This window comes from Bradyrhizobium sp. HKCCYLRH3059, from assembly GCF_051168035.1.
In the GTDB taxonomy this organism is placed as follows: Bacteria; Pseudomonadota; Alphaproteobacteria; order Rhizobiales; family Xanthobacteraceae; genus Bradyrhizobium.
On sequence record NZ_JBNPUF010000007.1, the window covers coordinates 361,861 to 381,863 of the forward strand.

At 65.0% G+C, this 20,003-nt stretch carries 21 protein-coding genes; 8 read left to right on the forward strand and 13 right to left on the reverse strand.

Translation table 11 applies throughout. The features are described from left to right. Window positions 1–14 precede the first annotated feature (14 nt). Together phnD and phnC are read right to left on the reverse strand one after the other, a co-directional pair. Window positions 15–947 (reverse strand): phosphonate ABC transporter substrate-binding protein, encoded by a 933-nt coding sequence (gene phnD / locus ACQR13_RS23310; RefSeq protein ID WP_315741002.1) that lies wholly within the window; start codon window positions 945–947, stop codon window positions 15–17. Between the two features lie 79 nt (window positions 948–1,026). Continuing rightward, window positions 1,027–1,836, reverse strand: coding sequence for a phosphonate ABC transporter ATP-binding protein (gene phnC / locus ACQR13_RS23315; protein WP_315752874.1), 810 nt, complete (start codon window positions 1,834–1,836; stop codon window positions 1,027–1,029). 174 nt (window positions 1,837–2,010) lie between these two features. Between phnC and ACQR13_RS23320 the strand changes: the two genes are divergently transcribed. The 7 genes from ACQR13_RS23320 (at window position 2,011) to ACQR13_RS23350 (ending at window position 10,314) form a co-directional block, all read left to right on the forward strand. After that, the gene (locus tag ACQR13_RS23320) at window positions 2,011–2,673 is read left to right on the forward strand and encodes a DapH/DapD/GlmU-related protein (RefSeq protein WP_315752873.1); all 663 of its coding nucleotides are present in this window, start codon (window positions 2,011–2,013) and stop codon (window positions 2,671–2,673) included. Further along, a complete protein-coding gene (locus ACQR13_RS23325; protein ID WP_315752872.1) occupies window positions 2,670–3,854 on the forward strand; it encodes an alpha-D-ribose 1-methylphosphonate 5-triphosphate diphosphatase in 1,185 nt (394 codons plus the stop codon). Before ACQR13_RS23320 ends, ACQR13_RS23325 begins: the two co-directional genes overlap by 4 nt. A gap of 6 nt (window positions 3,855–3,860) precedes the next feature. Next, the gene (locus ACQR13_RS23330; RefSeq protein WP_315752871.1) at window positions 3,861–4,571 is read left to right on the forward strand and encodes a DUF1045 domain-containing protein; all 711 of its coding nucleotides are present in this window, start codon (window positions 3,861–3,863) and stop codon (window positions 4,569–4,571) included. 770 nt (window positions 4,572–5,341) lie between these two features. Beyond that, entirely contained in the window at window positions 5,342–5,896 is a 555-nt protein-coding gene (locus tag ACQR13_RS23335; protein WP_315713058.1) for a peroxiredoxin, read from the forward strand. A gap of 2 nt (window positions 5,897–5,898) precedes the next feature. After that, window positions 5,899–6,444, forward strand: coding sequence for a carboxymuconolactone decarboxylase family protein (locus ACQR13_RS23340; RefSeq protein WP_315752870.1), 546 nt, complete (start codon window positions 5,899–5,901; stop codon window positions 6,442–6,444). A 503-nt stretch (window positions 6,445–6,947) separates the two neighbouring features. Then, a complete protein-coding gene (locus tag ACQR13_RS23345; RefSeq protein ID WP_315752869.1) occupies window positions 6,948–7,865 on the forward strand; it encodes a sel1 repeat family protein in 918 nt (305 codons plus the stop codon). A gap of 103 nt (window positions 7,866–7,968) precedes the next feature. Beyond that, window positions 7,969–10,314 carry an ABC transporter substrate-binding protein gene (locus ACQR13_RS23350; protein ID WP_316192886.1) on the forward strand — a complete coding sequence of 782 codons (2,346 nt, stop codon included), beginning with the start codon at window positions 7,969–7,971 and terminating at the stop codon, window positions 10,312–10,314. 13 nt (window positions 10,315–10,327) lie between these two features. On the opposite strand, the gene modD is transcribed toward ACQR13_RS23350, so the two are convergent. Next, window positions 10,328–11,203 (reverse strand): ModD protein, encoded by an 876-nt coding sequence (gene modD, locus ACQR13_RS23355; protein ID WP_316192885.1) that lies wholly within the window; start codon window positions 11,201–11,203, stop codon window positions 10,328–10,330. A gap of 73 nt (window positions 11,204–11,276) precedes the next feature. Between modD and ACQR13_RS23360 the strand changes: the two genes are divergently transcribed. Then, window positions 11,277–11,840 (forward strand): DUF2478 domain-containing protein, encoded by a 564-nt coding sequence (locus ACQR13_RS23360; protein ID WP_315768941.1) that lies wholly within the window; start codon window positions 11,277–11,279, stop codon window positions 11,838–11,840. 27 nt (window positions 11,841–11,867) lie between these two features. On the opposite strand, the gene ACQR13_RS23365 is transcribed toward ACQR13_RS23360, so the two are convergent. From ACQR13_RS23365 to ACQR13_RS23410, 10 genes are all read right to left on the reverse strand, one after another. Next, entirely contained in the window at window positions 11,868–12,074 is a 207-nt protein-coding gene (locus tag ACQR13_RS23365) for a TOBE domain-containing protein (RefSeq protein WP_315713067.1), read from the reverse strand. Between the two features lie 152 nt (window positions 12,075–12,226). Further along, window positions 12,227–12,523 (reverse strand): ferredoxin family protein, encoded by a 297-nt coding sequence (locus ACQR13_RS23370; RefSeq protein WP_172112536.1) that lies wholly within the window; start codon window positions 12,521–12,523, stop codon window positions 12,227–12,229. A gap of 41 nt (window positions 12,524–12,564) precedes the next feature. Further along, window positions 12,565–13,872 carry an FAD-dependent monooxygenase gene (locus ACQR13_RS23375; protein ID WP_316192884.1) on the reverse strand — a complete coding sequence of 436 codons (1,308 nt, stop codon included), beginning with the start codon at window positions 13,870–13,872 and terminating at the stop codon, window positions 12,565–12,567. Window positions 13,873–13,894: 22 nt separating this feature from the next. Continuing rightward, window positions 13,895–15,001: an electron transfer flavoprotein subunit alpha/FixB family protein gene (locus tag ACQR13_RS23380; protein WP_315713073.1), complete on the reverse strand. Its 1,107-nt coding sequence runs from the start codon at window positions 14,999–15,001 to the stop codon at window positions 13,895–13,897. A gap of 36 nt (window positions 15,002–15,037) precedes the next feature. Next, the gene (locus tag ACQR13_RS23385) at window positions 15,038–15,883 is read right to left on the reverse strand and encodes an electron transfer flavoprotein subunit beta/FixA family protein (protein WP_316174146.1); all 846 of its coding nucleotides are present in this window, start codon (window positions 15,881–15,883) and stop codon (window positions 15,038–15,040) included. 261 nt (window positions 15,884–16,144) lie between these two features. Further along, window positions 16,145–16,483, reverse strand: coding sequence for a nitrogenase stabilizing/protective protein NifW (gene nifW, locus ACQR13_RS23390; protein WP_315713078.1), 339 nt, complete (start codon window positions 16,481–16,483; stop codon window positions 16,145–16,147). Further along, window positions 16,480–17,271, reverse strand: a complete 792-nt coding sequence (gene cysE, locus ACQR13_RS23395; RefSeq protein WP_315825159.1) for a serine O-acetyltransferase — start codon at window positions 17,269–17,271, stop codon at window positions 16,480–16,482. Before cysE ends, nifW begins: the two co-directional genes overlap by 4 nt. 2 nt (window positions 17,272–17,273) lie before the next feature. Continuing rightward, window positions 17,274–18,413, reverse strand: a complete 1,140-nt coding sequence (nifV, locus tag ACQR13_RS23400; RefSeq protein ID WP_315752865.1) for a homocitrate synthase — start codon at window positions 18,411–18,413, stop codon at window positions 17,274–17,276. A 316-nt stretch (window positions 18,414–18,729) separates the two neighbouring features. Then, entirely contained in the window at window positions 18,730–19,224 is a 495-nt protein-coding gene (gene irrA, locus ACQR13_RS23405; protein ID WP_315713082.1) for an iron response transcriptional regulator IrrA, read from the reverse strand. A 17-nt stretch (window positions 19,225–19,241) separates the two neighbouring features. Continuing rightward, complete coding sequence (locus tag ACQR13_RS23410) at window positions 19,242–19,976, reverse strand: nitrogen fixation protein NifQ (RefSeq protein WP_315752864.1); 735 nt, start codon at window positions 19,974–19,976, stop codon at window positions 19,242–19,244. Window positions 19,977–20,003: the final 27 nt, after the last annotated feature.

The window sequence follows — 20,003 nt, forward strand, 5'->3', positions numbered from 1 at the left end:
CGATGGATCGTCGATCAGGACGCCTTCTTGCGCAGGCTGTCGACGAATTTGATCAGGTCGATCGTGCCATCCCAGTCCTTCGTCGTGGCAGGGTGGAAGCCCTTCTTCTGGCCGTCGGAGAGACGGTCGAAGGCGGCCTTGTCCTTGATCGGCGCATCGAAGAAGGCCTTGGCGATCGCCGATTTCAGATCGTCCGGCAGGTCCGTGTTGTAGGCGTAGGGGCCGTTGATGATCGGCGCCGACTTGTGAATGATGCGGAAGTCGTCCTTCTTCATCGGCGAACCGTCAGCGTTCTTCAGCATGCCCTTGGTCAGCATCTGGGCCAACGTCGAATCGTTGTCGCTCGTCCATTGGTTGGCCGCGATGTCGACAGTCCCCTGCGAAAGGGCCAGCACCGCGTTCTCGTGGCTGCCGGTGAAGACAACCTTGCCAAAATACGTCTCGGCGTCGGTCACGCCCATCTTGTTGAGCTCGAAGCGGGGCACGTTGTTGCCCGACGTTGAGTTCGGATCGACGAGGCCGAGATTCTTGCCCTTGAGGTCTTCGACCTTCCGGTACGGGCTGCTCGCCTTGACGAAGAACACCGAATAGTAGCCGGTGCTGCCGTCGGAGTTGATGTCGTTGGCGAAGGCATCGGTCTTGACCCCGGTGAGCCGGGCGCGGGCAAACGACGCCGAGCCATAGCTCGCGATGTGGATGTTGCCGGCGCGCTGGCCTTCGATCACGGCCGCATAATCGTTGGCGATACGCAGCGTCACCTTCACGCCCAGCTCTTTCGAGAGATAGTTCACGAAAGGCGTCCAGCGCTCGGTGACACCCGAGGCGTTCTCTGCCGGGACCACGGCGAAGGTCAGCTCAGGATACTTCGCCTTCCAGTCCTCGGCTGACGCCGAGGCCGTGAAAGCCAGCGCAGCGACGCCCGCCAGAACGATGCGACGATTGATCATAACATGCCCTCTTGTTGCAGTAAGTAACAGGTCTCGCCCCCGCGCCATGCGGAAGCTCGAGCTTGCAGAAATCCGCGTCTCAGGCCACGGCCGCTTCGCCAAGTACCGGCACCGTTGCCGCCGGTGCCGGATGGATCGAACCCATCACCTCGTCCGCCTCGAGATCGTAGAGTTCACGTGCGATCTGCGCCGTCAGCGCCGACGGCACGTCGTCGAACACGATCCGTCCGGTCGCCATGCCGATCAGGCGATCGCAATAGCTGCGCGCCAGATCGAGCGAATGCAGATTGCAGACGACGGTGATGCCGAAATGCTTGTTGATGCGCAGCAACGCGTCCATCACGATCTTGGTGTTACGGGGATCGAGCGAGGCGATCGGCTCGTCTGCGAGAATGATCTCGGGGTTCTGCACCATCGCGCGCGCGATCGCGACGCGCTGCTGCTGCCCGCCCGAGAGCTGATCGGCGCGCTGCGCGGCGAGGGAGGCCATGTCGAACTGTTCGAGCGCGGACAGCGCCATGGCGACATCCTCCGCTGGCCAGAGCAGCGCCAGCGAGCGCCACGACGGGATTTCGGCCAGTCGCCCCATCAGCACGTTCGTCAGCACGTCCAATCGGCCGACCAGATTGAACTGCTGGAAGATCATCGCCGAGCGCGCGCGCCACTGCCGCAGGTCACGGCCGCGCAGCGCCGTCACGTCGAGATCCTTGAAGAGGACGCGCCCGCCACTCACCGGGCTCAGACGATTGATGGACCGCAGCAGGGTCGACTTGCCGGCGCCGGAACGCCCGATCACGCCGACGAAGCTGCCCGGTGCAACAGAGAAGGATGCATTGTCGACTGCGGCTTTCATGCCAAAACGGCACGTCAGGCCATCCACCACCAGCATTGAATTCTCCAGACGCCTCGCTTTGGCCTATCGCTAGCGTCTGGATTCTACAGTTATGTGACAGGGACACTGCGGCGCCACGTCCGTCCACATGCCGGTCACAGTCATGCAGATGTCACGCCTCTGTCATAGGGGAGATCCAACACCCTCACAGGCGTAGAGACAGGACGCGAGATGGCCGGCAAGTCGCTTTCGATTGAACCTACCGTTGATCCCTCGGCCAAGCTCCAGGACGTGACGCTCGGCGCCTATTGCGAGATAGGCGCCCGCACCATCCTGCAGGAGGTGACGATGGGCGACTACTCCTATGTGGTCAACGATTCCCAGATCACCTACACGAGGATCGGGAAGTTCTGCTCGATCGCGGCGATGACCCGGATCAATCCGGGCAACCACCCGATGCAGCGGGCGACGCAGGCCCATTTCACCTATCGCGCCAGCGCCTATTTTCCAGGAGAGCCGGACGATGCGGAGTTCTTCGCCTGGCGGAGAGAGCATCATGTCCAGATCGGACACGATGTCTGGATCGGCCATGGCGCGATCGTGCTGCCGGGCCGCAACATCGGCACCGGCGCGGTCGTGGCGGCTGGCGCCATCGTCACCAAGGACGTTCCGGCCTATACCGTCGTCGCCGGCAATCCGGCGCGCCCGATCAAGCGCCGGTTTCCGCACGAGGTCGAGCAGCGGCTGCTGGATCTGGCGTGGTGGGATTGGAATCACGAGGCGCTGCGCGCGGCGCTGCCGGATTTTCGCAAGCTCGCGATCACTGCGTTTCTCGACAAATACGAGGCTGCCCTCGACGCGCGCGTCGCGGTGCTGCAGAGTGCCGCCCCATGACCGATATCTGCATCTCGCGAGGCCGCTGCCTCGTCGATACCGACCTCGTAGACACTTCCTTGATCATATCCGGCGGCGTGATCGCCGGCATCGGGACACCGGGACGCCGGTCGGGTCTCGAACTCGATGCGGAGGGGCTCACTGTGCTTCCCGGCATCGTCGACATCCACGGCGATGCGTTCGAGCGCCAGATGATGCCGCGCGCCGGGGTCGATTTCCCGACAGACGTTGCGCTGATCGACAGCGACCGCCAGGCCATCAGCAATGGCATCACCACGGTCTTTCACGCGACGACCTGGTCATGGGAGCCGGGCCTGCGCAGCGCCGACAATGCGCGGCGCCTGCTCGAATCGATCGAAGCGCTGCGCCCGCGGCTCGCAGCCGACACGCGCTTTCATCTGCGTCACGAGACCTTCAATCTCGACGATGAGGAGGAGATCGGCCGGTGGCTCGCCGACCGGCGCGTTGACCTGTTCGCCTTCAACGATCACATGGATTCGACGGTGGCGAGTCTGGACAAGCCGCACAAGCGCCAGCGCATGGTCGACCGCACCGGCCTGCCCGGCGCGGAGTTCGACCGGTTGGTCGCGCGCATCGCCGCTCGCGCCGACGCCGTTCCGGCCTCGATCGCGCGGCTGGCCGAGATCGCACGCAAGGCTGGTGTCCGCATGCTGTCGCATGACGACAACAGCCCGGCCATGCGCAAGGCGTTTCGCAGCCAGGGAGTGACCATCGCAGAGTTTCCGGTCAATGAGGAGACCGCGCGCGAGGCCGCTCAAGGGGACGACGCGATCGTATTCGGCGCGCCCAACGTCGTCCGTGGCGGCAGCCATACCGGGTGGACGAAGGCCAGCGACATGATCGCCAAGGGCCTCTGCTCGGTGCTGGCCTCCGACTACTACTATCCAGCGCCGCTGCTGGCAGCGTACCGGCTTGCGGCCGACGGCGTTCTTCCGCTGGCGCGCGCCTGGGATCTGATCTCGGGCAGCCCTGCACGCGCAGCCGGGCTGGCGGACCGCGGCACGCTCGCCGAGGGCCGCCGCGCCGATATCATTCTGGTCGACGACCGCGTGCCGTTGCGCCCCCATGTCGTCGCCGTGATCGCGTCCGGCCGGCTGGTCTATCTCACCGAGACCGACCGGCTGAACGCCCGGCCGGCGCGTGCCATGGCGGCGGAGTAGCGAACCATGGCCAATCTTCTGCGCTATGCGATCTATTATGCTCCACCAGCGACGGCGGATCTGGCGGAATTCGGCGCGAGCCTGCTCGGATACGACGCGTGGAGCGGCGATGACCGCAGCTTTCCGAGCGAGATCGTCCGCGCGGTTCCAGACTGGGCTGAGCTGACCGCAGACCCGCGCAAATACGGCTTTCACGCGACCTTGAAGGCTCCGTTCGAGCTGTCCGATGCGGAGAACGAAGCCGCGCTCCGCAGCGCCTGTGCCGCGTTCGCGGCCACGCCGCGAGCCGTCCCGGCCATCCGTCCGATCGTGGACGCGATCAGCGGCTTCATCGCGATGATCCCCGGCGAGCCGTCGCCGGCGCTGCAACAGCTCGCGGCCGATTGTGTCCAGGCCTTTGAGCCATTTCGCGCTCCGATGACGGCCGACGACCGTGCTCGGCGCAAGCCGGATCTGCTGACACCACGGCAGCGCGATCATCTCGATCGTTGGGGTTATCCCTATGTCATGGAGGATTTCCGCTTCCACATGACGCTGACCTGCCGGCTGTCCGACGAACGGCGCCGGCCGATCCTGATGATGCTGCAGGAGAGATTCGCGGCACTGTCACTGACAAAGCTCCGGATCGACAGGATTGTGCTGTTCCGCCAGGCCAATGCCCACGAACGTTTCCGCATCATCGGAGACTGGCCGCTCACGGTCGTCCAGGGGGGATAGCGGCGTCAGTTCGGCATGGCCTGCATAGTGCGGCGGCGCCTCGCGGTCGAAGACCGAGAGTGGCGGCGAGATGTCGGCGCGCTCCCGCGGCAGGGCTCCCCATCCTGCCGCGAGCGCGGCTGAGGTCGCGAGAAATCGTCGATCGATCGACAGGCTCGCGCTTGCATTTGGTGCCGAGACAGTTTCGCTCATGGTGATGAACTCCTCCCAGGCCGATGAAAATCTGCGAGGAGACTATGGTCAGGTCATCGCGCAGCAAGGCGAAATAACAGACGCGATCTGCTGAAAAGCTGACAACACTGTGCGCCGTGCGACACCTTGCACCGTGCCGCGCCGTGATCTGCCGACGGCTTGTCGCCTTCATGCCGCTTAGCGAGTCGCCGTGGTCAAACGTGCATCGCGACGAAGGCGATAATGTCAATTTTGCCACTTCGGCCGCACAAAGAAATTGCACGTCGGGCGTCGTCGAGACCGTCAACACGACGTCGCATGGCGCTTCGACCAAGCGGATATCAACCTCATTTTGCCGTGGCGACGACGCGCGCGCTCCGGCTGTCGTCGCTCGATGTCCGATCGCAATGTCACGAAGCCGACGCTCCAAGCCAGCTCCATCCAAAAGCTCCCCATCGCCACGGCCTCGCACTCGCAGCATGTTGCCGCCACGTGTCGGGTTTTCGACAATCCACTGATACTAAAAACGAATGGCATATCGCTTGCAATGCACAATGCGCCTCGCTATTGCAGCGCAATAATTTTCTTGGAGTGCCCCAATGCTCGGAATCGGAAGCAAGCTGCCATCGTTTGAAATCGTCGGCGTGAAACCCGGCTTTCATCTTCAGGAAGAGAAGGGCGAGAGCGCCTTCGAGACCCTGACCGAGACCAGCTTCCCTGGAAAGTGGAAGATCATCTTCTTCTATCCGAAGGATTTCACCTTCGTCTGCCCGACCGAGATCGCCGAGTTCGCGCGCCTGGCGAAGGATTTCGCGGACCGCGATGCCGTCGTGCTCGGCGGCTCGACCGACAACGAGTTCTGCAAGCTCGCCTGGCGCCGCGACCACAAGGATCTGCACAAGCTGCCGATCTGGCAATTCGCCGACACCAAGGGCGCATTGGTCGACGGCCTCGGCGTCCGCTCGCCCGACGGCGTCGCCTACCGCTACACCTTCATCGTCGATCCCGACAACACCATCCAGCACGTCTATGCGACCAACCTGAATGTCGGCCGCGCTCCGAAGGATACGCTGCGCGTCCTCGACGCGCTGCAGACCGACGAGCTCTGCCCGTGCAACCGCGAAGTCGGCGGCGAGACCCTGAAGGTCGCCTGATCATGTCGATCGAGCAGCTGAAGGACCAGATCCCGGACTTCGCCAAGGACGTCAGGCTCAACCTGTCGTCCATGGCCTCCGACGAGACGCTGTCGCCGCAGGCCAAATATGGCCTGTTCGTCGCCTGCGCGATTGCGACTCGCAATCCGAGCGTCGTGGCGGCGTTGGAATCGGTTGCGGCCGCGCGGCTGTCGCCCGCCGCTCTGGCGGCGGCGAAATCGGCCGCCGCGATCATGGCCATGAACAACGTCTACTACCGCTTCGTACACCTTGCCTCGAACAAGGAGTACGCGACGATGCCGGCCCGGCTGCGGATGAACGTCATCGCCAACCCCGGCGTCGCCAAGGCCGATTTCGAGCTGTGGTCGCTCGCGGTGTCCGCCATCAACGGCTGCGGCACGTGCATCGATTCGCACGAGAAGGTCCTGCAGGATGCGGGCGTGCCCGCGGCCACGATCCAGACCGCCGTGCGCTTTGCCGCCATCATCCAGTCGGTTGCCGTTGCGATCGAAGCCGCTGGTGTGTCCGTCGCGCTGGCGGCGGAATAAGAATCGATCGGATATGTGAATGCGGCCGGCATTGTCCGGCCGCATTTGTCTTTCGCCATTTCTCGCCTGAGTTGCAGAATTTCCCGGCGCGCCTGCAACTCCTCGGTCCGCTAAGCCCCTGACCTCGCGGCAAAGTCGAGATGGCTGCGGCATCCTGATACTCCAACCGATCTTTCCGCAAAGCGCAGAACTCGCCCCCGGTCTCGCGCATTGCGAGTAGTCACCGATGCGGCGCGCCGGGAAATTTCCATCAAATAGCCTTACCTACTCACCCTTCCCGACAAGAACATTGATCAGCTTAGGGACCAAGCAACATCGATTGTGACCAGGGCGCGCGAAAACAATGGCGTGCATGTCGGAAGGAAACCGGACCTGTCGGTCTCGACGGAAGCGTTGATGCAATGTCCCCGATGTCGCATCATGTGCGCTTCGGTTGGACCGCGCGCGCCCGACGTCCTGAAGCTATCTCCCACGACCCGTTCGTCGGAGACAGGAGGCTAGTGATGAGTGCTCCAGATCAGAACGATCCGGCGAAACCAGCGCCGCCCTGGGCGAACGAAGAGCTCCGCAGATATGCGCCGCGCCGCCGCCAGACGGAGGCCGGCCCGACGGCATTCGATCCGCCCGCCGACGGCATCCCCCTGCCGCATCATCTGGTGTCCCGGCCAAGCTCCCTGCCGGCCCGGCCAGCGGCCCTTGACCTCGACGATGAGGAGGCCCACCGTGCCTGGAGCGCGAAGCTCGATCCCGTGGTGATGCCCCTGCCGCCGGAGGATCCGGACAAATCGTTGCGGCTGAGTAGCATCATCAAGATCGGTGCCGCCGTCGGCATCGCGGCCTCCATCGCCATGATGGTGGTCAACATGGTCTCCTTCGACAACAGCGCAGCGACACCGGGTGGCAAGAGCCCGATCATGCCGACCGCCGTGCTGGAAAGCCTGGCCCAGATCGATCCTGCGGAAGCCAAGGTCGCCCAGGACGACCCGCCGCAGACGGTCGCCGCGCTCGCGGCTCCCAGCGGTACAGAACTGGCGATGCGGCCATGGCCCTCGACGCCGACGTCGCCAGCGCCAGCCGCGGCAGCACCGGCGGTCTCGCCCCCCTCCGCTGCGCTCCCGATGGCCTCGCCTCGCCCGACCGTTCCGCTGCCGCGAGACGAGGTCGATGCGCTGATGAAGCGCGGACGCGACCTGCTCGCCGCGGGCGACGTCGCCAGCGCGCGCCTGATCCTGACGCGGCTTTCCGACGCCGGAATTGCGGACGCCTCCCTTCTGCTCGCGCGCACCTATGACCCGGCCGAACTGACGAAATCGCGGTTGCTCGGTGCTGTTCCCGACGCAGCCAAGGCGCGTACCTGGTATCTCAGGGCTGCGGAGCAAGGATCGCCGGAAGCCAGCCGACGCATCTCGGCTGCGCGCTAACGCATAAATCTCGAAGCGCTCGAGACGCGACCCGGACCGCTCCCTGCGAGACGGGCGGCCGCGATCTGCTGCGCCCGAGAACCAAATATCGATGGGAGGACTGATGATGCACGGCATCCATGCTGCAGTTCGCGCCGGCTTGGCCGCCAGATGGAGCCGACGTCGCAGACCACGGGATGCAAAGATCAGCCCCCCTCGAGCAGCCGCATGCCTCGCCCTGGCTCTGTCCGCTCCGCTGGCGCTGACCGGACATCAAGCGGTCGCCGCGGACAACGAGATCCGCATCGGCAACACCATGCCCTACAGCGGCCCGGCTCTCGCCTATGGCGTCATCGGCAAGACGATCGCGGCCTACTTCAACAAGATCAATGCCGAGGGCGGCATCAACGGCCGGCGCGTCAACTTCATTTCCTACGATGACGGCTATGCGCCGCAGAGGACGGTGGAGATGACGCGCAAGCTCGTCGAGGAGGACAACGTCCTGCTGATGTTTGCGAGCCTGGGCACGGCTCCCAACCTGGCGGTGCGCCCTTATCTCAACGCCAACAAAGTCCCGCAATTGTTCGTGGCATCCGGCTCCTCGCAATGGGACCAGCCGCACGACTTTCCGTGGACCATGGGCTTTCAGCCGAGCTACCAGGCCGAGGCGCACGTCTATGCCCAGTACCTGCTGGAGACCCACAGCCGCGGCAAGATCGCAATTCTCTATCAGGACGACGATTTCGGAAGGGATTACGTCAAGGGATTGAAGGACGGCCTGGGCGGCAAGCTCCCGATCGTGGCGGAAGCCGGCTACAAGGTCACCGACGCCAACGTCAATCAGCAGATCGCCACGCTGAAGGCCTCCGGCGCCGACATCTTCTTCGACGTGACCACGCCCAAATTCGCCGTGATGGCGATCCGCCGCGCGGCCGAGCTCGGCTGGCGTCCGGACCACATCATCTCGACGGTCTCGGAATCGGTGTCCGCCGTGATGCAGCCGGCCGGCCTGCAGAATGCCGAAGGCATCCTGTCCGCGGGCTATTACTACGAGGGCGAGGAGGCCGCGGCTGCAGGCGATCCATCCTACCGCGAATGGTCCGCCTTCATGGACCGCTATCTGCCGGACGTACCGAGGAGCAATGGTCTTGCGACCTTCGGCTACCTCGCGGCAAACGCGATGGTCGCAGTGCTGCGGAGTTGCGGCGACGACCTGTCGCGCGACAATATCATGAAGCAGGCGGCATCCCTGAAAAGCCTCAAATTGCCGATGCTGACGCCCGGCATCACCGTCAACACCAGCCCCCATGATCACGCGCCGCTGGAGCAGATGCAGATGATGCAGTTCACCGGCGGCAAGTGGCAGCGCTTCGGTCCGGTCCGGAGCGGTATCGATCCCGGCAGCGTCAGCGATTCCTTCAAGACCATCTTCCGTTACGGCACGGCGAAGCGCGATCTGGCCAACCAGCTGAATGCCAATACCGTCACCCTGATGACCGGCTCGTTCGGCAGCACCTACGCCAATATGGGCGCGGACCTCGCATCCGCGCTCGACAAGGGGACGGAGCTGCGCATCCTTCCCGTGATCGGCCGCGGCTCGGTGCAATCGGTCGCCGACATCCTGCTGCTGCGCGGCGTCGACGCCGGCATCATCCGGAAGGACACCCTGGCCTTTCTCGAGCGCAAGGACTTCGCCAACAACATCCGCGAACAACTGGTCTATGTCACCAAGCTGTTCAACGAGGAGATGCACGTGCTGGCGCCGAGATCGATCGCCAGCCTGAGCGAGCTCGACGGCAAGACCATCGCCGTCGACCTGCCCGACGGCGGCACCTTCGTCACCTCGATCAACGTGTTCGAGCGCCTCGGGATCAGGCCGCATCTGCTCTATATCGAGCCGCGGCTGGCGCTGGACATGCTGCGCAAGGGCGACATCGACGCCATCATCACGGTCGAGGGCAAGCCGGTGCAATGGCTGAGCCAGGTCAGCGATCCCAATCTGCATCTGGTGCCCGTCGACTACGACAAGGCTCTGCACGACGACTATCTGCCGGCGCAATTGTCCGCCGAGGACTATCCGAACCTCGTCGGCGCCTCGGCGCCGGTGAACACGATCGCGGCCGAGGCCGTGCTGGCGTCGTTCAACTGGCCGGCCGGGAGCGACCGTCACCGCCGGCTGTCTCTGCTGGTCGAGGCCTTCTTCAGCAACATGCAGGCGCTGCAACGGCCACCATACCACCCGAAATGGCAGGAGGTGGCGCCGCTGGCGCCGATCGCGGGCTGGACAAGATTCAAGACGGCGCAGGACTGGCTCGATCGCAATACACCGCCCGCCCAGATGCTGGGAGCGAACGCACAGGCCAACGATCTGCAGGCCAGCGGCGTATCGGCCGATCCCCGGCTGTTCCGTGAATTCATGGAATGGCGAGCCAACCGCCAGAAGCGCGCCGCTCCGCGGCACCCACAGTAGCCGGGTCGTGCGGTCAAGCCGCGGCCGAGGCAGGGCTGATCCGCACCTGCACGTCGCAGGGACGCGCGAGGTAGGGCGCCGAGGTGACCAGCACGTCCGCCCCCGCCGCAGCATAGGCTGCGGCGTTCTGCGCATTCACGCCACCCGCGGCCGCAATGATTGGTCGCCGCGGCAGCGCCGCGCTGATGGCGATACGCTCGGTCAGCGCAGCGATCTCGGCAGGCGGAAATTTCTCGGCCTGGATGACGTCGAAGCCGGCCACGGCGGCGGCGACGGCCTGCTCGACCGTGGTGACCTCGATCACGAGCCGCTTCTCCGGCGCGCTCCGCCGCAACCGCTCGGCGACATCGGCAAGCGGCGCATCGCCGAGAAACGCCCGGTGTTCCGGAAACACCAGCACCGACTCCGACAGGCCGAGCCGATGCATCACCGCGCCACCCGCCTTCACCGCGGCAACGGCGAACGGCTTGGTTCCGGGGACGTTCTTGCGCGTGCAGGCGACCACAATGCCAGGCCTGATCGCGCGCGCCGCGCCGACGATCGCAGCCGCCCCGGTGGCGACGCCTGACCAGATCTCGATGAGCGTCTGCGCCACCTTCCAGCTCCGCAACAGGCCGGCCGCCGTGCCCTCTGCACGGAGGATCGGAGCCCCCTCCTCCAGCACCGTTCCGCTGCCGGCGAACAATTCGACATGGCAGCCCGTGAGCTCGATCAAGGCCGCCGCGTCCTCGGCCAGGGCCAATACCATGCGGCCGCGCGCAGCGAAGTGCATCAGGCCCGGCTCGGCGCCGATCCCGAGCGTCTCCGTCGTCAGGTCGCCATAGGGGACATCGTCGCGGAGCAGCGCTTCCAGATCATGGTGCGTAGCGGTGGTCGGCGCGCGCGACATCTGCTCTTTCTCCACAGGCTGCATCCTCTATATAAACCCTGGTCGCCGCCCGCCCCCGATCGCCAGGCCCCGCATGATCCCGCACGATCTTCCTGCTTCCGCTGAGCCCAATCAGCCCCGTCTCGCCGCCATTCTCTACGGACCGGGCGACGACGCCGATGCCTTGCTGGACGCCTTTGCCCAGGAGCTGCTGCAACGGGGCGTCCGCGTCGGCGGCATCGTTCAGCGCAATACGAGAGACGAAGTCGGCAAGAAAAGCGGAATGGACGTGATCGATCTCGCCAATGGCGACACGATCTCGATCTGTCAGGACCTCGGCACCGGATCGACGGCCTGCAAGCTCGACACCGCGGGCCTTGCCGAAGCCGGCATGGCCGTTCACCGCGCCATCGCGGCCCATGCCGACCTCATCGTGATCAACAAGTTCTCCAAGCAGGAGGCTTCCGGAAGCGGGTTGCGCGGCGAGCTGGCCGACGCAATCACGTCGGGGATTCCGGTGCTGACGGCCGTGCCGCAGAAATGCATCGACGACTGGCGGACCTTTGCGGGCGATTTCGGCACGCTGCTCCAGCCGTCGCTTTCCGCGATGGAAACCTGGTGGCTCGACCTGCGCGCGCGACAGGCGTCGCGCGGCTGATCGGCGCAGCAATTCGGCGCCACGCTCCTATTTGCCGATCATCACATCCGACGACTTGATGACGGCGGAGACGCTGTCGCCGACGGCAAGTGCGAGTTCGTCCACCGCCTCGTTGGTGATCGCCGAGAAGACTGTCAGTCCCGGGGCGAGCTCCACCTTGACGTGGGCGGTGGTCGTTCCCTTTTCAACCGAGATGATTCGTCCCGGTAAGACATTTCGTGCGCTCAGCTTCACGTGCTGTTCCTCATCCGTTGCAGCCTCGTTGCTGCTGCTCAATGTAAACAGAACGCGTGCCAGAACTCAATGACCTATATCAAACACAATACAGGATTGATGATCCGGCGCTGCGTTTGCGGCACCCCGTCGACCGGCGTGATCTGACGGCGTCAGCCGAACTTGAACAGCACGCCATAGCCGCCGCGCGGATAGCTCCACTCGATGTCGCCGCTGGCCTCGCCGATGACCCGGCAGGTGCCGCATTCGATGCAGCCGTCCACCGTGATCTCGACCTGGCCCTTGTCGTTGAGCTCGTAGCAGCGTGCCGGGCAGGCCTTGAGAAGCGCCTTCAACTGCGGCGTCGGCGTGGTATGCGGACGGACCTTGATATGGGCCCGGCCGGGATCGACCTGATAGCGATTGTAGAACAGCTTGTCTTCGACCCTGACTGCGACGTCCGTGCTCATGTCTGATCTCCCTCGCCTGAGCTGTTTCGTTCATTCACCAATCATCGCCACGCCCGAGCAAACCTGAAGGCGTCGCCGAACAGGCCGGTCCATGACCTTGCATTCACGAAGGAGCGCACGGTGCTGCTTTCCTTCTCCTTCTTCGGCGTGCCGTCGACGCGCACGAAGTTCTGCATCGCCTTGGAGACAAGCTGCGGATAGGTCAGGAAGAAGTTCTGCGACTGGTTGTGCAGCAGCGCCGGCATGTCCTTGTATTTCTTCAGATCCTTGATGACGAAGGAGTCCTCCAGCATCTTCTTGTAGAGCGCGAGGTTCGCTTTCGTCATCGGATCGCGGCGCGACTTGACCTGGAAGATCGCCTCGGCGGCGATGCGGCCGGAGGTCATCGCGAGATTGGAGCCCTCGCGATGAATCGCATTGTTGAGCTGTGCGGCGTCGCCGACCACCACCCAGCCGTCGCCGCAGAGTTCGGGAATCGCGTTGTAGCCGCCCTCGGGAATCAGGTGCGCCGAGTACTCCTTGACTTCCGACCCCTCGATCAGCGGCGCCACCGACGGATGCTGCTTGAACCGCTCGAGCAGGCCGTAGGGCGTCTCGCCGGTCTTCTGGAAGTCGGAGACGAGGCAGCCGATGCCGAGCGAAATGCACTCCTTGTTGGAATAGATGAAGCCCATGCCGGTCATGCCGCGGGAAATCGTGCCGACGGCCTCGATGACGGCCCCTTCGTCGCCCTTCAGGTTGAAGCGCGCCTCGATCGTTTCGCGCGGCAGGAAGTGCATCTCCTTGACCGCGAGAGCGACGTTCTCCGGCTTCGGCCGCTCGCGCAGGCCGGCGCGGGTTCCGAGCAGGCCGTTGACGCCCTCGGCCAGCACGACGACGTCGGCATGGATCTCACCATCGCGCCGATCGGTTCTGACGCCGATCACCTTGCCATAGGCATCCTGCGCGAGCTCGGTCACGGTGGTCTCGCACAGCACGGTGGCGCCAGCCTCCTTGACCTTGGACGAGAACCATTTGTCGAACTGGGCGCGGATGATCGTGTAACGGTTCGGCTTTTCCTCGTTGAAGTCGTCCGACTTGTAGTGCAGGCCGACATGCGACTTGTCGTCGAGCATCCAGAAGCGCTGCTCGACCAGATGGCGTTCCAGCGGCGCTTCCTCGCGGAAGTCCGGAATCAGCTTCTCCAGCATGTCGGCGTAGAGGATCGCGCCCTGCACGTTCTTGGAGCCGGAATACTCGCCGCGCTCGAGCTGCAGCACCTTCATGCCGCGCTTGGCCATGGTCAGCGCAGCCGCATTACCGGCCATGCCGGCACCCACGACGATCGCGTCGAAACGTTCCTCGATCATTGCCCTGCTCCCTCTCTGGTGCCTAGCTTGCGATGCGATCGCGCGAATGCGGCGACAGACGCGCGCGGAATGCCTCCGTCAGCGCGGGCAGCAGCCGGATCGCATCGGTGACGATGCCGACATGCGCGAAGTCGAAGATCGGCGCGTTCTTGTCGGTGTTGATGGCAACGATCAGGTCGGCGCCCTCGACACCGACCCGATGCTGGATCGCGCCGGAGATGCCCGCGGCGATGTAGAGCTTGGGCCGAATGGTCTTGCCGGTCTGGCCGATCTGGCGATCCGAGGTCACCCAGCCCTTCTGCACCAGCGGCCGCGAGCAGCCGAAGTCGGCGCCGAGCACCGCGGCGAGCCCCTTGACGAGCTGGAAGTTCTCCGGCGAGCCAAGCCCGAGCCCGCCCGCCACGACGATGTCGGCATAGGCGAGATTGGACTTGGCGGAATCGCGATCCGGAATGAAGGACAGCACCTTGGTGACGATGTCCTCCTCGACGAGACCGAGCTTGTGCTCGATGATGCGACTGGCGGGTTTCTCGACGCGGTCCGGCATCGGCATCACGCGCGGGCGGACGGTGGCCATCTGCGGCCGATAGTTCAGCGTGTAGATCGTGCAGAGCAGCGAGCCGCCGAAGGTCGGACGCGTCGCGGCCAGCGAGCCGTCGGCATCGACGTCGAGCTCGGTGCAGTCGGCGGTCAGACCCGTGAGCAGCGTTGTCGCGACGGAGCCGGCGAGGTCGCGGCCGAGCGTGGTGGCGCCGAGCAGCAGGATCTCCGGCTTGAAGGTGTTGACGACGTCGGTCAGCGCCTTGGTGTAGGCTTCGTTGCGATAGTCGGTGAGAACGCCGTCCGCGACGATGTAGGCGAGATCGGCGCCATAGCAGAACGACTCCGCGGCAGCGTGCTGCACGGCTTCTCCGGGAGGACCGATCACGACGGCCGCGAGATCGACCTTCAGCTTGTCGGCGAGCTTGCGTCCGGCGCCCATCAGCTCCCAGGATACCGGGTGGACCTGGCCGCGCTCCTGCTCGATGAACACCCAGACGTGCTTGTAGGCCTTGAAATGCTCGGGCAGCTCCTTCTTGGTCGCGGCGCGACCGGCTGCGGCGGGCGGTGCTTTGGTGGGTTCGCTCATGGTCGTCGTCCCTTGGTCCGTCAAAAGCCGTTTGGATCAGAAGCCGTGCGCTGACGTCGTCAGCTCGGCTTCGAGCTTCGGCTGCCGCTTGAACAATTCCTCGATCAGCGCGTCGGCCGGCGCGCGGTTCGAGAAGTCGACCATGGTTGCCTTCTCCGCCCGGGGGGACGGCGCGAAGACCCGCTTCACGATGGTCGGCGAGCCCTTCAAGCCGCACTTCGAGATGTCCTCGACGCCGGCGTCCTTGGCGCTCCAGGTGACGATCTGAGCGCGCGCCGCACGGAGCGCATCGGCCATGGCGCCGCGGCGGATCTCGTTGGTCGCCTCGAGCATCGTCACCAGGCACGGCAGCTTGGTCTTCAGCACCTGAACACCGCCCTCGGAGCGGCGCTCGGCTTCGATGGTGCGCGCGACAGGATCGACCTCGCGGATCTTCGCCACATAGGTCAGTTGCAGCAGGCCCAGCCGCTTGGCGATGCCCGGGCCGACCTGCGCGGTGTCGCCGTCGATCGTCTGCTTGCCGGTGAACACGATGTCGGGCGCGCCAAAGGTCTCGCTGACCTTGCGAATGGCTGTCGCCAGCGCATAGGTGGTCGCCAGCGTATCGGCGCCGGCGAAGAAGCGATCGGTCAGCAGCACGGCGCGGTCGGCGCCGTAGGTCAGCGCCCGGCGCAGCGAGTCCTCGGCGGACGGCGGTCCCATGGTCAGCACCGTCACTTCGCCGCCGAACTTGTCGCGCAGTTGCAGCGCCGCCTCGAGCGCGAACAGGTCGTAGGGGTTGATGATGGTTGGCACACCCTGGCGCATGATGGTGTTGGTCACCGGATGAACGCGGATCTGCGCGGAGTCCGGAACCTGCTTGATGCAGACGACGATATGCATGCGATCACTCCGGGTGTGTAGTCCTGCGATCAGGACAGCAATTGTCGTACCAGTTTCGGCCACGATGAATATCGGTACGGATTCAACATCTTGGCGCATGAACCTGATCTGCTTCTGAGGACTCGCCGACGAGGTCCGACACGTCGCAAGCAACACGCGTCGGGAATGCGACAGGAACTTGAAAGCAAACGGCTCGCCTGAAAGCAGAAGCGCCGCCAGTCGTGCTGGCGGCGCGCGCGGGAGCGATCGTCAGTTCATGCGCTACTTGAGCGTCGTCAGCGACACGAACGGCTTTGGAGCCGGCTTCGGCGGCGCCACCGCCTCCTTGAGCACCTTGAACACCCGCTGATCGAGCGGCGTCGAGACGAGGAAGTCCTGATAGGCCTGCTCCAGGAACGATTTGCAGCGGGCTGCGACGTCCTCACTGGAAACGCCGGAGAAGTCTTCGCTGACGAGGTACTGCCCCATCCGGCGGAGGATATGCAGCCGGCAAACGTTGAGCACCTTGGGATCGTAGTCGACACCGAGCAGCTTGAAGAACTCCTCGGCCGCAGAGGTCTTCTTCAGTTCGTCCAGAACGTTCGGCGTTGCCGCAGTCATTGCTTTGCTCCTTGACTCGAAATCGGATCAACCTCGCAGAGAGAGGTCGGCGCCGGAGGCGGCGGTCCCTGACGCATCCTCTGCCTGGTGTGAGCGAGCTGCGCCTCGAGGAATTCGATCCGGTCCAGCATCACGGAAAGGGCTTCACCGACCGGATCAGGCATCAAATGATGGTCCAGATCGATCCGTCCGACGGTCCGCCGATGGGTGAACTCAGGCCGCACCACCTTGGCGGGGATCCCGACCACCGTGACGTCGGGCGGCGTGCTCTGGATGACGACGGAGTTGGCACCGACGCGGGTCCGCGGACCGATGGTGATCGGTCCGAGAATCTTGGCGCCGGCGCCGACGACGACACCGCTGTCCAGCGTCGGATGCCGCTTGCCTGGCGACCACGACGTACCTCCCAGGGTGACGCCGTGATACAACGTGACATCGTCGCCGACCTCCGCGGTCTCGCCGATCACGACGCAGGCGCCATGATCGATGAAGAAGCGGCGGCCGATTTCGGCGCCCGGATGAATGTCGACATTCGACAGGAAACGTCCGAGCCACGACAACAAGCGCGCCGGAAAACGCCAGCCGCGGATCCACAGCCGATGCGCCAGGCGGTGCCAGATCAGCGCGTGAATGCCGGGATAGGTCAGCAGTGTCTCGATTTCGCTGCGCGCCGCCGGATCGCGCGAGCGGACACACGCAATGTCCTCGCGGATCAGGCGAAGCAGCGAAGGCCGGCTCGCCTCGACGACGATCGGCTCTGCAATGGGGGTATCGACGATGTCGCTCATGATCAGGCAAAGCTCGCCAGCGGGTGATCGCAGACTTCGCGCCAGATGGCCGCAACGGCCTCCTTCGGCACCGGCCCCTTGTGAGCGACGGCATGCCTGCGCACCCGCGCCAGGATGCGCTGGGCCTGGTCGGCGCTCGCCGGCAGCCGCAAATCCGACAGCAACGAGGTGATCGCCGACAGCCCGGAATGCTTCCCGATCACGATCCGATTGGAGCGGCCGAACAGGACCGGATCGAGCGCCTGGTAGGTGTGCTGATCCTTCAGCAGGCCGTCGACGTGAATGCCGGATTCATGGGTGAAGACGTGCTCGCCGACGATGGCCTTGTTGAGTGGAATGGCGCGTGCCGCGGCGGCCGCCACGACATTGGCGACGTGATCGAGCTCGGCCAGCACGATGCCGGTCTCGCGCCGGTAGAGCTGCCGCAGCGCGACCGCGACCTCTTCCAGCGGGGCATTGCCGGCACGCTCGCCGAGGCCGATCACGGTGACCGACGCATGGGTCGCGCCCGCCTTGACCGCCGCCAGCGTGTTGGCGGTGGCAAGACCGAGATCGTCATGGCCGTGAAACTCGATCTCCAGGTCCGTGGTCGCACGCAAGGCGCCGACCAGGGCTGACGTCGCGTCGGGATCGAGCACGCTCAGTGTATCGGCGACGCGGAAGCGTCGGGCACCGAGCGACTTCGCGGTCGCGATCACCTCGGCGAGAAAGCCGACATCGGCGCGCGACGAATCCTCACCGCCGACGGCAACGGCCAGTCCGCGGCTTCGCGCATAGCCGACCACGCGCTTGAGCAGCTCCAGCGCGGCGCTGCGGCTGCCGCCGAGCTTGGCGGCGATCTGCACGTCGGATGTCGGGATGGAGACATTCACCATCGAGACGCCGGCCGCGATCGCCGCATCGACATCCGCCTCGCGCATCCGGCACCAGCCGATGATGGTCGCGGGCAGACCGGCCTCGACGATCGCCCTGATCGCCGCGATCTCGTCGGCCCCCATCGCCGGCGTGCCGGCCTCGATCTCGGGAACGCCGGCACGGGCGAGCGCACGAGCGATCGCGACCTTCTCTCCGAGGGCGAAGGCGACGCCCGGCGCCTGTTCGCCGTCGCGGAGCGTGGTATCGTTGAGGATGACCCGGGGCATCGGGCTCCCCGAGGCTGTGCCCCCGTGGGCAGAGCCGGCATCTCGGGCATTCCTAGACCCGCGCTGTCCGGAGACGTCTGGCATTCACTCGCTCCGTCGCAACCTGTGTGCGGCCGCCAGAAGCACGACGCTCCATTGCGGCCTGCCATTCACTCAGCAACGGCCATGCCACCGCCGGACACCACGCCAATCAATTGATTATCCAATTGTTTTTCCATTGCCCCGGATTGTCGGATTCGTAACAGCGTCGGACATCGAACGTCGACGCAGAGAGACATGCCCGCGCAGCGCCAAGCCGCGGCGACCTGCGCTGCCGTCAGGCGTGACGCCTGCGGCGCAGATGAATGACGATGTCGATCCGCTCCATGCCATAACCCGGCAGCGGCTCGGGCATCTGCTCGAACGCGACCTGTCCGGGCACATCGACGAGCGCGCCTTCGTCCTCGTAGAAGAAGTGCGGGTGCACGGTCGTATTGGTGTCGAAGAACGATTTCGAGCCGTCCACGCCAATTTGGCGCAGCAGGCCCAGCTCCACGAACTGGTTGAGCGTGTTGTAGATGGTGGCCTGCGAGATCTTCATGCCCGAAGCAACGGCTGCGGCATAGAGCGCGTCGGCGGTGATGTGGCGGTCACCGCCGCCGAACAGAATCCGGCTCAGTTGCTGACGCTGCTGGGTGGGGCGCAACCCGGCCCGGCGCAGCGCGTCCTCGCATCGACGCATCAGGATCTCGCCAGCTTCGCAGGTCTCCGCCTGAGGACAACGTCCGCCGTCGGAGTTGCACGGGGATCCAAGCTGGCTGTCCATCAACATCGTCACGGTCCTCGAACTCACATCGCGGCGCCCGCCGCCTCCCGCAGCGCCACCTCGCGCCGCCGTTCGGCCATCCGGCTCTCGCCGCTCTCCTCGCCGAAGCAGAGCTGGAAGTCGTTGCACTGGGTACAGACCGGCGTCGTGCACATCACGAAGCCATCATCCTCGCACAGCATGCGGTAGAAGAAGCGCTTCCAGCGCATGTTGCTGGTGTTGCGGCTCGCCAACGGCGCGAAGTGGCGCATCAGCAGGCGCGACAATTCGGAGCGCTCGCGCAGGCCCAGGTCTTCCCAGAGATGGTTGGGCTCCATCGCGCGACGCGCCACCATGGCCGCGAGCCAGCGGCCGACCTCGCCGTCCGTGGAGCGCTGCGCGGCGAGCAGATCGCGCACCATCGTGATTTCGTCCTCGTCCGGCGCGGCCGCGGCCCCGGTGATCGGCAGCCATGAGGAGTCGATCGAGGCTGCCGGAAACAACTGCGCCAGCAGTGCGATCAGTTCGACGGTCGAAAGCCCCGCGCGCTCCGCCAGCGCGCCATGCTCCATCGCTGAAACGGCGAGAACCGATGCGATGACGTGACGATCGAAACCGATGTCACTGTCGATCAGCGCCTCGTCGGGATCGACGCCGGTCAGCAGGCGGTAAATCTGGCGGCCGTGATGCCGCGCGTTCTCTTCGCAGGAGCCGCTGCGCGGCGACGGTTGCAGGCCGGCAGCGACGGACTCCGAGACGCCCACGATTGCGATGGTCATAGCTTGATCCCCTGCCGCGCGCCGACG